This is a genomic window from Pyramidobacter sp. C12-8 (genome assembly GCF_002007215.1).
GTDB lineage: Bacteria > Synergistota > Synergistia > Synergistales > Dethiosulfovibrionaceae > Pyramidobacter.
The window spans coordinates 25375-39696 of record NZ_MUHX01000007.1 but is presented as its reverse complement, the minus strand read 5'-3'; the positions used below and the strand labels follow the sequence as shown (position 1 = coordinate 39696).

General features: G+C 63.7%; 11 protein-coding genes. 6 read left to right on the top strand and 5 right to left on the bottom strand.

Going from position 1 to position 14322, the window contains the following annotated elements; all coding sequences use genetic code 11:
• Positions 1 to 34 precede the first annotated feature (34 nt).
• From B0D78_RS04005 to iadA, 3 genes are all read left to right on the top strand, one after another.
• Entirely contained in the window at positions 35 to 742 is a 708-nt protein-coding gene (locus B0D78_RS04005) for a GntR family transcriptional regulator (RefSeq protein WP_078015700.1), read from the top strand.
• A gap of 301 nt (positions 743 to 1043) precedes the next feature.
• Positions 1044 to 2474, top strand: coding sequence for a Na+/H+ antiporter NhaC (gene nhaC / locus B0D78_RS04000; protein WP_078015699.1), 1431 nt, complete (start codon positions 1044 to 1046; stop codon positions 2472 to 2474).
• 97 nt (positions 2475 to 2571) lie between these two features.
• Positions 2572 to 3711, top strand: coding sequence for a beta-aspartyl-peptidase (iadA, locus tag B0D78_RS03995; protein ID WP_078015698.1), 1140 nt, complete (start codon positions 2572 to 2574; stop codon positions 3709 to 3711).
• Between the two features lie 179 nt (positions 3712 to 3890).
• On the opposite strand, the gene B0D78_RS03990 is transcribed toward iadA, so the two are convergent.
• Entirely contained in the window at positions 3891 to 4376 is a 486-nt protein-coding gene (locus B0D78_RS03990) for a RidA family protein (RefSeq protein WP_078015697.1), read from the bottom strand.
• A 5-nt stretch (positions 4377 to 4381) separates the two neighbouring features.
• A complete protein-coding gene (locus B0D78_RS03985) occupies positions 4382 to 4762 on the bottom strand; it encodes a GrdX family protein (protein ID WP_256385752.1) in 381 nt (126 codons plus the stop codon).
• 85 nt (positions 4763 to 4847) lie between these two features.
• On the opposite strand from B0D78_RS03985, the gene B0D78_RS03980 reads away from it, so the two are divergent.
• The 3 genes from B0D78_RS03980 to B0D78_RS03970 all read left to right on the top strand — a co-directional run bounded on the left by B0D78_RS03980 (position 4848) and on the right by B0D78_RS03970 (position 11334).
• On the top strand, positions 4848 to 6827 hold the full coding sequence (locus B0D78_RS03980) for a tetratricopeptide repeat protein (RefSeq protein WP_078015695.1): 1980 nt from the start codon (positions 4848 to 4850) through the stop codon (positions 6825 to 6827).
• Between the two features lie 296 nt (positions 6828 to 7123).
• On the top strand, positions 7124 to 8296 hold the full coding sequence (locus tag B0D78_RS03975) for an efflux RND transporter periplasmic adaptor subunit (RefSeq protein ID WP_168169995.1): 1173 nt from the start codon (positions 7124 to 7126) through the stop codon (positions 8294 to 8296).
• A complete protein-coding gene (locus B0D78_RS03970; protein WP_078015693.1) occupies positions 8293 to 11334 on the top strand; it encodes an efflux RND transporter permease subunit in 3042 nt (1013 codons plus the stop codon). The genes B0D78_RS03975 and B0D78_RS03970 overlap by 4 nt, the downstream gene beginning before the upstream one ends.
• Positions 11335 to 11492: 158 nt before the next feature.
• On the opposite strand, the gene B0D78_RS03965 is transcribed toward B0D78_RS03970, so the two are convergent.
• From B0D78_RS03965 to B0D78_RS03960, 3 genes are read right to left on the bottom strand one after another with little or no spacing between them, the layout of a single operon-like run.
• The gene (locus tag B0D78_RS03965) at positions 11493 to 12407 is read right to left on the bottom strand and encodes a hypothetical protein (RefSeq protein WP_168169994.1); all 915 of its coding nucleotides are present in this window, start codon (positions 12405 to 12407) and stop codon (positions 11493 to 11495) included.
• Between the two features lie 2 nt (positions 12408 to 12409).
• Positions 12410 to 12883: a hypothetical protein gene (locus B0D78_RS12775; RefSeq protein ID WP_168169993.1), complete on the bottom strand. Its 474-nt coding sequence runs from the start codon at positions 12881 to 12883 to the stop codon at positions 12410 to 12412.
• 16 nt (positions 12884 to 12899) lie between these two features.
• Positions 12900 to 14294: a YfcC family protein gene (locus B0D78_RS03960; RefSeq protein ID WP_078015691.1), complete on the bottom strand. Its 1395-nt coding sequence runs from the start codon at positions 14292 to 14294 to the stop codon at positions 12900 to 12902.
• Positions 14295 to 14322: the final 28 nt, after the last annotated feature.

Here is a 14322-nt window from a genome sequence, read left to right as displayed (position 1 = left end):
AGCGTCGAGAGCGACGTCGGAAGGGAGATTTTCGATGGAGCAGGAGGTAGAAGCGTTGAAGCAAAACGCCGAGCTGCGCGCGTTCAACACCGTGGTGGAGCTGATCCGTCAGCGCGAGATCGTTCCCGGGCAGCGGCTTTTCGAGCCGGATCTGTCCGAACGGCTGTCGATGAGCCGCACGCCGCTGCGCACCGCGCTCAGCCGGCTGGTCGCGGAGGGCATCCTGATCAAGGAGCGGGGGCGCAAAGGCTATCTGCTGCCGGCGTTGTCGTCGGAGGACATGCGGCAGATCTTCTACAGCCGCGCCGCCGTGGAGGGGGCCGCCGCGGCGTGGCTGGCGCATGGCTGCACGCCGGAGCACGTGACGGTGCTGCGCGCGATCAACGCCAAAGAGGCGGAGCTGTTTGGACGAAAGCGGCAAACTCCCGAGGAGAAAGCGCAGTACGCGCAGCTGAACGAAGAGCTGCACCGCCTGATCGTCTCTTTTTCCGGCAACGTGTACCTGCTGCGTTTCTTCAACAGCAGTTATTGGCGCTCCACGATGTACACGCTGCTTTATACCCGTTTTTATCGGGAACGAACGCGTTCGACGGGGGAAAACGTGCCGAGCTGGAAGGAACATTCCTTGATCATCGACGCGCTCGAGGCCCACGAGGCCGAGCGCAGCCGCCGGCTGATGGAAGAGCACGTGCTGAACACGTTCCGTTACCGTTCTCTGTTGGAGGAAACAGAAAGGCAGTAACGCGCGTTTTTCAATGACGGGACGCTCTCGGCGGGCGCTCCGTCATTTTTTTTGCGCGCGTTCCCGTCTTTTCCATTTCCGGCCGCGTTGGGGACGTTTTTCCGCACCGAAAAATTTTCCGTTGACAGGAGAAATATTTTTAATTATACTAATCGCGTGGATTCGAATCTGTATCCAATCTTTTGTCGCCCGCCGGGCGACGCCTCGCTTTTTTGCGGCCGGCGTTTTGGCGCCGGCTGGCGGCGTAAAGGGCCCTGACGAAGGGCACGGTTTTGTTTTTGGTGCAGGAGGTTGAAGGAGTATGGCAGAGAAAGCAGCAAAGCCGCACAAAGCAGCAAAGCCGCACAAGGAAGTCGGACTGGGCGGCGCGATTGCGATCATGGTGATGATCCTCGCGATCATGGTCGTCGGCAAACTGTTCATGAATTTCGACACGGGCATGCTGTGCCTGATCGTCGCGCTGGCGACGACGGTCGTGTACGTGTTCGGCTACGGCTTCACGTGGGATTATATGTTCAAGGAAGGCGTCATCCCGATGGTCGCCCGCGCTTCGGGCGCGATCCTGATCCTGCTGATCGTCGGCCCGATGATCGCCATCTGGATGGCCGGAGGCACGGTACCCTATCTGATCAAAGTCGGCCTGTCGATCCTCCGTCCCAGCACGTTCCTGATCTCGGCCTCGGTGATCTGCGCCATCTCCTCGGTGCTGACGGGCACTTCGTGGGGCTCGGCCGCCACGTTCGGCGTGGCGCTGATGGGCATCGGCCACGGTCTTGGCATCAATCCCGCCGCCACCGCGGGCGCGGTCATCGCGGGCAGCTACTTCGGCGACAAGATCAGCCCCATTTCCGACACCACGGTCCTGGCGGCCGCGACCGCCGAGTGCGACATCATGGACCACATCAAGTCGATGATGTGGACAACGCTGCCGGCGTTCTGCATCGGCCTGGCCGTGTACGCCTACGTCGGCTCGTCCAGCGCCGACACAATGGACATGACTCGCATCAACGAGATCGTCGGCGCGATCGAGAAATCCTACAAGCTGACGCCGCTCGTGCTGATCCCCGCGGGCGTCATGCTGGTGCTCTCCTACATGGGCAAGCCGACGATCCCCGTGCTCTGGGCGTCGATGGTTTCGGCCATACCGTTCGCGATGATGCAGGGCCATTCGCTGCCCGCGATCGTCAAGATCATGGCCAGCGGCCCCAAGGCGGCGACGGGCGTCAAGATGGTCGACAGCCTGCTCAGCCGCGGCGGGCTTTCCTTCATGTCCGGCTCGGTCGTGGTCGTGTTCTTCGCCTACATCTTCGCCGGGCAGCTCGAGTGCACCGGCACGATCAAGGTGATCACCAACGCCATGCGCGAGCGTTTCATCAAGAGCAGCGTCGGCCGCCTGGTGTTCTCCACCTCGCTGACGGGCATCATCACCGCGCTCGGCACGGGCAACTCCTACCTGAGCATCATCATGCCCGGCATCATGTACCGCGATCCTTTCGACGAGTTCGGCATCCGCCGCAACGTGCTGTCCCGCACGCTCGAGGATTCCGGCACGGTGGTCGTGCCGCTGATCCCCTGGTCGGCCGCCGGCGTTTACATGGCGTCGGTGCTCGACGTGCCGGTGCTGGAGTATCTGCCCTGGACGATCATGTGCTACTCGGGCGCGGTGCTGGCCTGGATCTACGCGTTCTGCAACATCGCGATTTTCCGCAACAAGACTGCGGAAAGCAAATAATCGCGTTTTGGGACAGGAAATCGCAGACCGCACCGGCCTGCGATTTCTTTTCGTGAAGTTTTATGGATCGTTTGTTGCGAATCGAGGAAAAAAATAAATGCATAATCCGCTGCTTCTGAAGAATATCGACCTGTACGCGCCCGAGCACGTGGGCCTGACCGATCTGCTGATCCTTGGCGGCGCAATCGCCGCTATGGAAAAAGGGCTCGACGTAAAGATCCCCGGTCTCGAGACGATCGACGCGGGGGGGCTGATCGCCGCGCCCGGCATCGTCGATCATCACAATCATTTCGGCGGCGCCGGCGGCGAGGGCGCGTTCAACTTCCGCACGCCGCCCGCGCAGCTTTCCACGTTCGTCAAGGCCGGCATCACGACCGCGGTCGGCCTGCTGGGCACCGACGGCTTCAGCCGCTCGCTCACCGAACTGCTGGCCAAAGCCCGCGCGCTCGACATCGAAGGTCTGAGCACGTGGATGTACACCGGCTCCTATCAGCTGCCCGGACCGACGATCACGGGCAAGGTTGGCCACGACATCGCCTGGATCGACAAGGTCATCGGCTGCAAGATCGCGCTGTCCGATCACCGCTCTTCGCATCCTGCGGTGGAGACGATCCGCGCGCTGGTTTCCGAAGCGCGCGTGGCCGGGATGCTGTCCGGCAAAGCCGGCGTCGTCTGCGTGCATATGGGCAGCGAGGCTTCGGGGCTGGAACCGCTGCGCGAGGCCGTCAAAGGCACCGGCGTGCCGCTGAGCCAGTTCATGCCGACGCACACGACGCGCTGCCCCGAGCTTCTCGACGACGCGGTCGCCTGGGTCAAGGCCGGCGGCGTGGCCGACATCACCGCCGACGAAAAGACGCCCGGCGCGGTTGCCCGCTACGTGGCCGAGAGGGCCGACCTGTCGCACGTCTGCTTCAGCTCCGACGGCAACGGCAGCATGCCGCGCTTCGACGCGGCGGGGAATTTCGCCGGCATGGGCGTGGGCGACCCGGCTTCCATCCTGCAGGCGATCGGCGACTGCGCGCGCGCAGGCGACGCTCCGCTGGAAAAGATCTTCGCGTTCGCCGGCGCCAATCCGGCCGCCTGGCTCAAGCTGCCCGGCAAGGGCCGTCTGGAAAAGGGCTTCGACGCCGACCTGATGATCCTCGACAAGGATTACCGCCTGCGCACGCTGATCGGCCGCGGCCGCGTGATGATGCGCGACGGCGAGGTGCTCGCCAAGGGTACCTTCGAAGCGTAACGGTCCGCGAAAAATCACGGAGGATCAGAAACCGCCTTCCCGGCGCCGGCGTCAGGAAGGCGGTTTTCTCATTGCGAAGAGCCGCGGCGGCAGGAAGCTGCGAAAGCGTTCCTGTTTTGGGGCGGCATGAAGAAATCCCTGCCCGCGAAAGCGGCAGGGATTTTTTGCAGAGCGTGGGGTCAGTCCGCGGGGAATTCGCGCGGTTCCTTGAGGCGGACAACGATCTCCACCTCGACGACCGCATTGCCGGGCAAGGCTTGGATGCCGATGGCGCTGCGGGCGTGGCGGCCGGCCCGACCGAAGACCTCGAGCAACAGGTCGGAGGCGCCGTTCAGCACTTTGGCCGTCTGCGTGAAGCCCGGAGCGGCGTTGATGAAGCCCGTGACCTTGAGGACGCGGGCCACGTTGTCCAATCCGGCGGCCATGTCGACGGCGGCCAGACAGTTGATGGCGCAGACGCGGGCGGCCGCGTAGGCCTCCTCGAGGCTGGGACCGTTTTCTGCGCCCATCGTGCCGGCATACGCGACCTCGCCGTTGACGCGCGGCGTCTGTCCGGAGGAGAAGCACAGCGTTTCCGAAGCCGTGGCGGGCACGTAGGATCCCGTGGGCTTGTTCGCGGGCGGAAGCTCGATGCCCAGTTCTTTCAGTCTTTCTTTGATGCTCATGCCGATCACCTCGTTTTGAGTTTTTGCTGCCGAAGAGGAAGGGGCTCTTGCCGCTCCCCGTTTTCAGCGCTGTTCATCGTCGTCTTGAAAAGCTCGAAATCGACGGTCGCGTAATCCGCGTGAGTTCCGGCGGGAATCTCGCCGTATTCGATGTCTTCCGCCTTGTTCAGGGCTCTGTCGATGAAGGCCGTCTGCCGATCCTGCGGGATGCGTCCGCGCGCCGCCGGGGGCTGAGTCAGAATCACCGTGCGGTAAGGATTGCGCAGAAGACGTCCATTCCCTGCGACGGGGTGCGCAAAGAGAGAATACTCCCCGCTTCCCACTAGGTCAAGCGCCCTGTACGGAACTTCCCGCGGGCGTGTTCGTCGTTTGCTTTCGGCGGGAATTTACGCGCGTTGGGCAATCTGTGTATAATAAGGCTCTGCGGGGAAAGGACGCGTTTTTTCCGCTGGAAGGGAGAAGGCGATCACAATGAAACGGTTCATCAGGAGGATTCCCGCGGCGCTGGCGGCGCTGTGGCTGTGCGTCGTGCCCACGGCGTCGGCGGCCGACGATTACGATCCGGTCAACACGGCGGTGGCGCTGAACATGGCCGTGGTCTCGGTCAAGCACATGACGGCCAGCCGCGACCGGATCGTGCTCGATCAGGAGTACCGCAGCATCATCAACAATCTCAGTCTCGGCGACATCGCCAGCGACGACGAGATCGTCAAACTTTACAGCCGGCTGCTGGACACGATCAATACCTACCGTCTGACCGAGGAGGAAAGCAAAGTTTTTCAGGGCGTGTACGACACGCAGCAGCGTCATGCCCTGATCTCGTCGCTGTCGAAGATGTGGCCGGTCGGCGGCGACCTCGACAGTTTCTTCGCCTCGCTGTTCAGCGGCGGCATCACGGCTTATTTCGGTTACCGCAGCGAGATGGCGGAGATCCGCAACACGATGGATCAGAAGATGTGGTCGCTGAAAAAAGAAGCGCTGACGGCGCTGAACGACTTGCAGAAGGAGCTGCTGGCCGACTCGTGGGCGCTGCTGCGCAAATACCGCCTGCCCGACGCCTACCGCATCAGCCAGGAGGATCTGGACTATCTCGAACAGACGCTGGCGCAGCCCGACAAGCACAAGGCGCTGCTGATGTTCCCGGCGCTGAAGAAGTCGTTCGGCGCCTATCCTCCGTTCTGGTATTACTATGGCGAGGCGGCCGGCCGCTGCGGCGATGTGAAGACGGCGCTGGCCTGCTTCGACGAGTTCGACCGCCAATGGCGGCGCGTGCTGCGCCGCGACCCCTACAGGGTGCAGACGGCCAAACAGCGCATCCTGCTCGACAAAAGTCTGCCGCCGTCCCGCCTCAAAGAGCTGCTGGCCGAGATCAGGGAGAACATCGGGCCGCGCGATTGGCTCGACAATCTCTTTTGCGGCACGGTCAGCTGGGCGCTGGGGGACCGCAAGGCAGGGATGACTGCCGTGCGCAACAACGTGCTGTTCGAGGCGGAGACGCAGATCAGCCCTGTGGTGCTCGAGTCCATGGAGTCCGGCGATTTCGACATGACGCACTTTCGCCGCGGTTTTTGGCGCGTGCTGGCGAACGTGAACGCGCCTGTGGAGACGCTGGATCTGCTGACGGCGTGGTTCAATCACGAGGACGGCGCGGCGCGGCGCATGGCGGCGGAACTGCAGCGCCTCCACCCCGGCGCTCCCGTGCCCTGCTATGTGGAGGCGCAGCTGCGGCGCGGCGTGCCTCAGGGGCGCGTCCGGGCAGGCGCTCTGCTGGCCCGTCACGAAGATCTGGCGCGGCGCGACGGCAAAAATTACGCGGCGCTGGCGAACTTTTGCCGCGTCTATGCCGGTCAAGGACGCGAGCGCGCGCAGTTCCTGCTCGGTCAGATCTGCGAAAACGGCTGGGGCGGCGAAAAAGAGCCTTTCGAAGCGGCCAAATGGTACCGGCTGGCCGCCGAGCAAGGCAGCGACGCCGCCCAGGAACGCTACGCCAGTCTGTGCGAACGGGGCGCCGGCGTGAAGAAAGACGCCGACGAAGCGGCCCGCTGGTATCTGCGCGCCGCCCGCCAGGGCAACGAGCGGGCGCAGTTCAGCCTCGGCGCCTGCTATCGCGCCGGCCGCGGCGTTGGACAAAACCTGGCCGAGGCCGCTTCGTGGTTCTTGAAAAGCGCCCGTCAGAACTACGCTCCCGCGCAGAAGGCCCTTGGCGAACTGTACAGCAAAGGGGCCGGCGTGCCCCGCGACGACGAGGAGGCCTATAAGTGGACGTGGCTGGCTCGCCTGAACGGCGCCGTCGGCACGGCGCCCCTCATCAACAGGCTGGAAGGGCGCGGCATGTTCCGCAGCGCCAGGCTTTCGGCGGAAAAATGCGAACGCGCCCGGGAGGCCGCGCAGAAACTCTTTGAACAGATGAACGCTTCGTCGTCCGCGGACGATGAAACGGAGAACCGCTGACCGGTGCCAATGTTCCACGTGGAACATTGAAAGCGGCTGGAAGCCGATGATCGAGGATCCATCGGCCTCCAGCCGCTTTTCGTCGGACGTGGTTCAAAAGGCTCTTTTCGTAAAATCGCTTTCCGCGGGGTGCCAATAGCATGACGAAATTTCCTCCCGTCCCGCGGCGGTTTTGTCCGCGCCCTCCGTGCAAAGGGATGGGGCGCGTGGTACAATCAACGCGGTGGATTTCCGGAGTTTGCGGGCGTTTTTTTCGCCGCCTGCGGAAGCGAAAGAATGGCACTGGAGGAATGAGGATGAAAAAGTTTTCCGCTTTTTCGCTGCTGAAAATGGCCGCCGGGCTGGCCGCGATCTTCGCCGCCTGCGCGGGGATCGAGGGATTCCGTCAGCTGCGCGAGCCGAAGCCCGAGCCGGAGATCGTCCGCCCCGTGCGCACGGTCAGGCTCGACAGCGGCGCGGGCGAGAACGTACATCGCTATTTCGGCACCGTGCAGGGGGCGCAGCGCGTCAACCTGTCGTTCCGCGTCTCGGGGCCGCTGCTCGAACTGCCGGCCGAAAAGGGCGTCGCCGTGAAGAAAGGCGAACTGCTGGGCCGCATCGATCCGCGCGATTTCCAGACCCGCCTGACGCAGGCGCAGGCCGCGCTGTCGCAGGCGCGCGCCCAGTACAGCGACGCCGCCACCAACTTCAAACGTTACGACGAGCTTTACAGGCAGAAAGTCATCGCCGCGGCGCAGTACGACGCCTACAAGACGCAGCTGAACGTGGCGCGCTCCGCCGTGCAGCAGGCCGAGGCCCAGGCGCGCACGGCCGCCGACGCGCTGCGCGACACCGAGCTGCGCGCCCCCTTCGACGGCGTCGTCGTCGACCGCATGGCCGAGAAGTTTCAGGACGTGCTGCCCAAGCAGCCCATCCTCAGCCTTCAGGACATTTCCACGCTGGAGATCGTCTTCGCCGTGCCCGACAAGGACGTGCTCAGCGCCCCCGTGCCGGCCGGCGCCGACGCCCGCGATCTGGCGCGATACGCCGCCTCCTTCGGCATGGAGGCCCGCTTCGACGCCATCGCGGGCCGGTCGTTCCCCGTGCGCCTCAAGGAATTCGCCGCGCAGGCCGATCCGCGCACCAAAACGTATCCCGTCACCGTCACCATGCCTCAGCCGGAGGGCGCGCGCGTGCTGCCCGGCATGGCCGTCACCGTGACGGTGGATTTCTCCGCCGGCGCGGCGGAAAACCGCTTCCTCGTGCCCGAGCCGGCCGTGCTGACCGGCGAGGACGGAGCGCGCTGGCTGTGGCGCTTCGAAGACGGGCAGGTCCGGCGCGTGCCCGTCGCTGTCGCCGGCTGGAAGGGCGCCCGCCTCGAAGTGAGCGGAAAGATGCTGCGCGACGGCGACCTGATCGTCACGGCCGGCGTGCATTTTTTGAAGGACGGTCAGAAAGTCCGCCTGATGAAAGCCGGTGAACGGTCATGAGCGTCGCGCGCGCCAGTCTGAAACGCCGCGCCGTCGTCCTGTTCCTCTGCACCCTGGTGGCGATCGCGGGCGTGGCGGCGTATTTCCGCATCGGCAAGCTGGAAGACCCTTCTTTCACGATCAAGACCGCCGTGGTCACCATCGTCTATCCGGGCTCCACGGCCTACGAGGTGGAACGCGAAGTGACCAGCCGCGTCGAGGACGCCGTGCAGGCCATGGGCGAGATCAAGCGCATCCGCTCGCGTTCCGTTCCCGGCATGGCGATCGTCTACGTGGACATCAAGGATAAATACGCGTCGAAAGACCTGCCGGAGATCTGGGACGTGCTGCGCCAGAAGCTGAACGACGTGCAGGTCTTCATGCCCGCCGGCAGCACGATCATGGTCGACAACGACTTCGGCGACGTTTACGGTCAGTATTACGCGCTCGTCGGAGACGGGTACACGATGAAGGAGCTGTGGGATTACGCCGATTTCCTCAAAAAGCAGCTCGTGCTCGTGCCCGGCGTGGCCAGCGTGAAGATCCTCGGCGAACAGAAGGAAGCCGTTTACGTGGAGTTCTCGGCCACGCGCCTGTCGTCGCTGGGGCTGTCGCCGGGAGCCATCTTCAACGTGCTGAACCAGCAGAACACTCTTTCGGCTCTGGGCACGACGACGCTGGGCGACCGCTTTGTGCGCGTCTCGCCGACGGGCGCCATCATGTCGGTGGACGACATCGGCGATCTCGTCATCGGCGGCGTCGGCGGGCAGCTGATCCGCCTGCGCGAGGTGGCGACGGTGCGCCGTGATTTCGTCGATCCGCAGAGTTTCATGATGCGTTTCAACGGCCGTCCGGCGCTGGGCATCGGCATCGCCACGGTCACCGGCGGCAACGTCGTGACGATGGGCGAGGGCGTTTCGAGGCGCCTGCGCGAGCTGGAAGTGCACCGCCCGATCGGCATGGAGCTGAACGAGATCTACATGCAGTCCGACCAGGTGACGCGCTCGGTGCAGAATTTCATCGTCAACCTGATCGAGTCGCTGGCCATCGTCGTCGGCGTGCTGCTCGTGTTCATGGGCATGCGTACCGGGCTGATCATCGGCGCCGTGCTGCTGCTCACCGTGGCGGGCACGTTCGCGATTATGAACGCCTGCGGCATCTTTTTGCAGATCGTCTCGCTGGCCTCGCTGATCATCGCGCTCGGCTCGCTGGTGGACAACGCCATCGTCGTTTCCGAGGGCATGCTCGTCGGCGTGGAGCGCGGCATGAACGCCGAAGACGCCGCCGATCAGGCCGTAGAAGGCTCCAAATGGGCCATGCTGGGCGGCACCTTCATCGCCGTGCTGGCCTTCGCCCCCATCGGCCTGTCGCAGGACAGCACGGGCGAGTTCTGCCGTTCGCTGCTGCAGGTCGTGGGCATCTCCATGATGTTGAGCTGGGGCGCGGCGCTGACCGTGACGCCCGTCTTCGGACAGCTCATGCTCAAGCCGTCGCCGCAGAAGGACGACCCTTACGACCGGCCGCTGTTCCGCGCCTACCGAGCCCTGCTCGAGAGCTGCCTGCGCCATCGTTTCATCTCCATGGCGCTGACGGCGGCGCTGTTCGCGCTCTCCTGCTGGGGTCTGGCGCGCCTTGACACGTCGTTCTTCCCGGACGCCAACACGGTCTACTACACCGTCGATCTGTGGAGCGACGAGGGCGCGTCGCTGGCGGCGCAGCGTTCCGCCGCCATGGATCTGGAGCGGTTTTTGCGCTCGCAGCCCAACGTGAAAAACGTCACCGGTTTCATCGGCGGCGGCAGTCTGCGCTTCATGCTCACCTATTCGCCGCCCGATCCCGACACGGCCTACGCGCAGTTGCTGGTGGAGATGAAAGATCCCGAAGACACCCGCGCCATGCTGCTGCGGACGCAGAAACGTCTCGACGAGGAAATGCCGCAGCTGACGGGCGTGTGCAAGCTCTTCTCCAAGGGCAGCGGCATGGCGCCGAAACTCGAAGCCCGCTTTTACGGCGAGGATCCGGCCGTGCTGCGCGATTTGGGCGAACAGGCGCTGCGCATCGTCGAGGCCGATCCCAGCCACAATTTCGCGCGCATCGACTGGCGCCAGCCTGTGGAAGTGATCCATCCGCGCGTGCTCAAGGATCAGATGCAGAATCTCGGCCTGACGCGCCCGCAGCTCAATCAGGCTCTGCTCATCGCCACCACGGGGCTGCCGATCGGCGCGTTCCGCGACGGCGACAAAACGCTGGCGATCATGGCGGCCCTCGTGCCGGAGCAGCGCAACCAGATCGACCGGATCAAATCGCTGCCCGTCTGGGCGCCGGCCGCGAACGCCACCGTGCCGCTGGGCACCGTGATCTCGTCCCTCGACGTGGATTACGAGGACAACATCGTCATGCGCCGCAACCGCAGCCGCGTGCTCACCGTGGCCAGCGAGGTCAAGCTGGGGCATAACGCCGACGCCATGCTGGAACGCGTGCGCGCCCCGATCGAGGCCATCGAGCTGCCCGTGGGTTACTCGCTGGAATGGGGCGGCGAGAAGGAACTTTCCGACGACGCCATCGGCGGCATGAAGGTGGCCTTTCTGCCCGCGCTGCTGATCATGTTCACGATCATGGTGTTCCTGTTCAACGGCTTCCGCCAGCCGCTGATCATCTTCGGCGTGCTGCCGCTGATCCTCATCGGCGTCGTGCCCGGCCTGTGGCTGGCCGGCATGAACATGAGCTTTCTGGCCATCGTCGGCCTGCTCAGCCTTGTGGGGATGCTGGCCAAGAACTCGATCGTGCTGCTCGATCAGGTCAGCGCCGATTTCGCCGCCGGGCGCGACCGCTACGAAGCCATCGTCGTGGACGGCGTCGGACGCCTACGCCCCGTCGCCATGTCGGCGCTCACTACCGTGCTCGGCATGGTCCCGCTGATCTGGGACCTGATGTTCGGCCCCATGGCCGTCACCATCATGGCCGGGCTCACCGTGAGCACCATCCTGACCCTGATCGTCATCCCCGTCCTCATCGCCGTCGTCTACAACGTCCCCTGCCCGCCGAGAAAACGCGACTGACCGAAAGCGTCCGCGCCGCGGCGGCCGGACTGAAAGATCGAACGCCGGTATCCTGCGAAAAATACGGCAGCGGCCGGAGCGTGAAAGGAAATTTTCCCTTCGCGCTCCGGCCGTTGCCGTATCTTTGATGCTTCGTTGATCGGAAAAGTTTTTTACCCTTACAGAAGCTTCATCTTTGCGAGGTCGCTGTATTTTTGCAGAAAATCCCGATGAGGTCCCATGATTCCGCTGACGCCGTGGGCGCGCAGGTCGCCGCGGATTCTCTCGAATTGTTCTTTGGTCAGCGTTACCGCGGCGGCGGAGCACTCTTCCATCAGCGCTGCCAAAATCTTACGGGAGCCTTCGTCGTCGCCTTTTTGTACCAGCGCCGCGGCTTTGTCCTCGGTTTCGGCGGCCCGCGTCTCGATCCGTTCCTCGAGAGCGCGGATCGCTTCGTGAACGGCCGGAGCGTAGCGGTCGTAGTCGAGCGCGACGATTTTATTGAGACGGTCCGTCAGCCACCACAGCGATTTTTCGTCGAATGCGCCTTCGCCTCGGCTCATCGCTTCCGGCATGTCCAGCCCCACGTAGGCCGGCAGGTAAACGGAGCAGCAGGGCTGCGAATACGCCTGACGGATCACGGGGCCGATGCCTTCGCGGTAGCGAACCAACATCGAAGCGGCCGTCTGGCTGGCGTCGGCGTTCAGCGCATGGCGGCAGACGGTGGGGAAAACGCCGGAGGAGGCGCCGAAGCGCGGGGCGCAGAGTTCTCCCTCGTAATGGTCGCGGAAGATCCGCTTCAGCGTGTCGAAGTCGTGCTCTTCCGTCATGCCCGCGAGCTGCATGACGCGCCGCCGCCGCGGCGTGGACAGCGTCAGATTGGGGATAGGAGCCGAATAGGCTTTCGCGAAGTCGAAACGGTCGTAAGGCATCAGCCAGCCGTTTTCGCGGGCGTGAGCTTCCAGATCCGGCGAAGCGAGGTCGATGTTTTCGCCGATGGAGTAGGTGTTGCCCACGGCGTGATAGGCGCTGACGCGCTTGGCCGCGTAACGGCGTCCGGCCGTTTCCAGCGCCCAGATTTCCCGCGGGTCCATGATCAGGAACGAGTTCTCGTAACGCGCGTCGTGCAGCGCGTTGGCGTTGTGGTTCTGGCCGTAGCGCTCAGAAGCTCCACGATCACGTCCAGCGCCTCGTGGGCCGTAGCGCCGCGCTCCAGGCCGAGGCGCAGCAGATCCATGCCCAGCAGCCCTTCGTCCTTTTCCTTGCCGAAGTCGCGGCTGTATTCCGCTTCGTTGCCGATGACCACGCCCCGATCGTTGACGCCCATCTCGAAGCCCCAGATCCAGTACGGCTTTGAGCCGAGTACGCCGTAGGTGCGGGACGCCTGCGGGATCACGAACCCCGAACAGTCCAGCTTCTCTCCGGACGCGTGAACGGCGGCGGGGAACCAGACCAGCGGCTGCGCCTCGGCGATGGGGCGATCGCTGTTTTTCGCCATCATGTTGCTGCGGACGCGGCTGTGAGAAGCGCATACCCCCAGCGTGTCGCACGACTGTTTGTCCCATGGCATTTTCGGGGACTCCTCTTTACATCGGGCCGTAGCCGATCTTGTCGGCCAGGTACAGGAATCCCAGCTGCACGAGGAAGAAGAAAATCTGCAGCGGGATGATGAAGCGGTACCATTTCTTCAAGGGCACCTTGGCCAGCCCGCAGTAGATCAGCAGCGTGCCGTTCGTGAACCACAGCGTGTTGGAGATGCCGTCGCCGAACTGGAACGCCAGCACCGCCGTCTGGCGCGTGATGTGAAGCATGTCCGCCATCGGGATCATGATCGGCATGACCGCCATCGCCTGCCCGGAACCGGAAGGGATCAGCGCGTTGATAAAGAAGTTGACGATGAACATGATCACCGACGTGACGTAGGACGAGGCCGTGCTCATCATGCTCGTCAGACCGTGGACGAGCGGATCGACCAGGCCGCCCTGCGTCATCACCCACTGCACCGAGCGGGCCAGTCCGATGATCAGCGCACCGCCGAAGGCGCCGAGCGCGCCCTTGACGATCGTGTCGCAGATCTCGGAGGCCGTCATGCGGTTGACGACGCCGACGACGACGCCGCCGATCAGGAAGATGGCGCTCATTTCGCCGAAGCCCCAGCCCATCGTCAGCAGCCCCCAGACCGTGAAGCCGAAGCACACTCCCATGACCAGCAGCGAAAACGTCTTGACGCCGTCGAGCGCGTTCGAATCTTCGATCGGGATCACCAGCGACGAAGTGTCGATATCGTTCATCAGGCTTTTGGAAGGATCGTTTTTGATCTTCGCGGCATAGCGCAGCACCCACGTCAGGCTCGAGGCGGCGATCACGGCGAGAACCGCGAGGCGGAATTGCCAGCCGGAGAACATCGGCAGCTCGGCGATAGCGTGCGACGTGCCGACCGTGAAGACGTTGAAAGGACCGACGGCGAACGAGATCAAGCAGGCGAAGCCGGAAATGGTCATTCCCACCAGCGAATCATAGCCCAGCGAGATCGCCAGGGAAACGACGATCGGCACGAACGGGATGATCTGTTCCGACCAGCCGAGAATGCCGCCGATAAACATGAACACCAGCATCACGATGGCGATGATCAGCTGGCTGCCCACCTTTTTCGAGAGCTTGAGCACCGAGTTGATGGCCGCGCCCATGACGCCCGTGGCGTTGTAGATTTCGACCACGCCGCCGATGATCATCACGGCGAACATCATCATGGCCGCGCCCGTCAGGCCCTGCGGGATCGACTGGAACATTTTGAAGATCGACACCGGCGTGCGCGCCACCTCGTGATAGCTCGTCGCCACCACGCGCGTCACGCCGTTGATCGTCTCGCGGTCATAGGCGCCGGCCGCCACGAAATACGAGGCGATCGTGCACAGCACGACCATGACGATCAGCACCAGATTGGGGTTGAAATTCTTGACCTCTTTTCTCCTGTCGCTCATAGATAAAGCCTCCTTGAAAGATTATGCC

Coding starts and splice junctions, on each gene's coding strand:
- B0D78_RS04005 (WP_078015700.1), top strand. CDS start 35: ATGGAGCAGGAGGTAGAAGCGTTGAAGCAAAACGCCGAGCTGCGCGCG.
- nhaC (WP_078015699.1), top strand. CDS start 1,044: ATGGCAGAGAAAGCAGCAAAGCCGCACAAAGCAGCAAAGCCGCACAAG.
- iadA (WP_078015698.1), top strand. CDS start 2,572: ATGCATAATCCGCTGCTTCTGAAGAATATCGACCTGTACGCGCCCGAG.
- B0D78_RS03990 (WP_078015697.1), bottom strand. CDS start 4,376: ATGAGCATCAAAGAAAGACTGAAAGAACTGGGCATCGAGCTTCCGCCC.
- B0D78_RS03980 (WP_078015695.1), top strand. CDS start 4,848: ATGAAACGGTTCATCAGGAGGATTCCCGCGGCGCTGGCGGCGCTGTGG.
- B0D78_RS03975 (WP_168169995.1), top strand. CDS start 7,124: ATGAAAAAGTTTTCCGCTTTTTCGCTGCTGAAAATGGCCGCCGGGCTG.
- B0D78_RS03970 (WP_078015693.1), top strand. CDS start 8,293: ATGAGCGTCGCGCGCGCCAGTCTGAAACGCCGCGCCGTCGTCCTGTTC.
- B0D78_RS03965 (WP_168169994.1), bottom strand. CDS start 12,407: ATGGACCCGCGGGAAATCTGGGCGCTGGAAACGGCCGGACGCCGTTAC.
- B0D78_RS12775 (WP_168169993.1), bottom strand. CDS start 12,883: ATGCCATGGGACAAACAGTCGTGCGACACGCTGGGGGTATGCGCTTCT.
- B0D78_RS03960 (WP_078015691.1), bottom strand. CDS start 14,294: ATGAGCGACAGGAGAAAAGAGGTCAAGAATTTCAACCCCAATCTGGTG.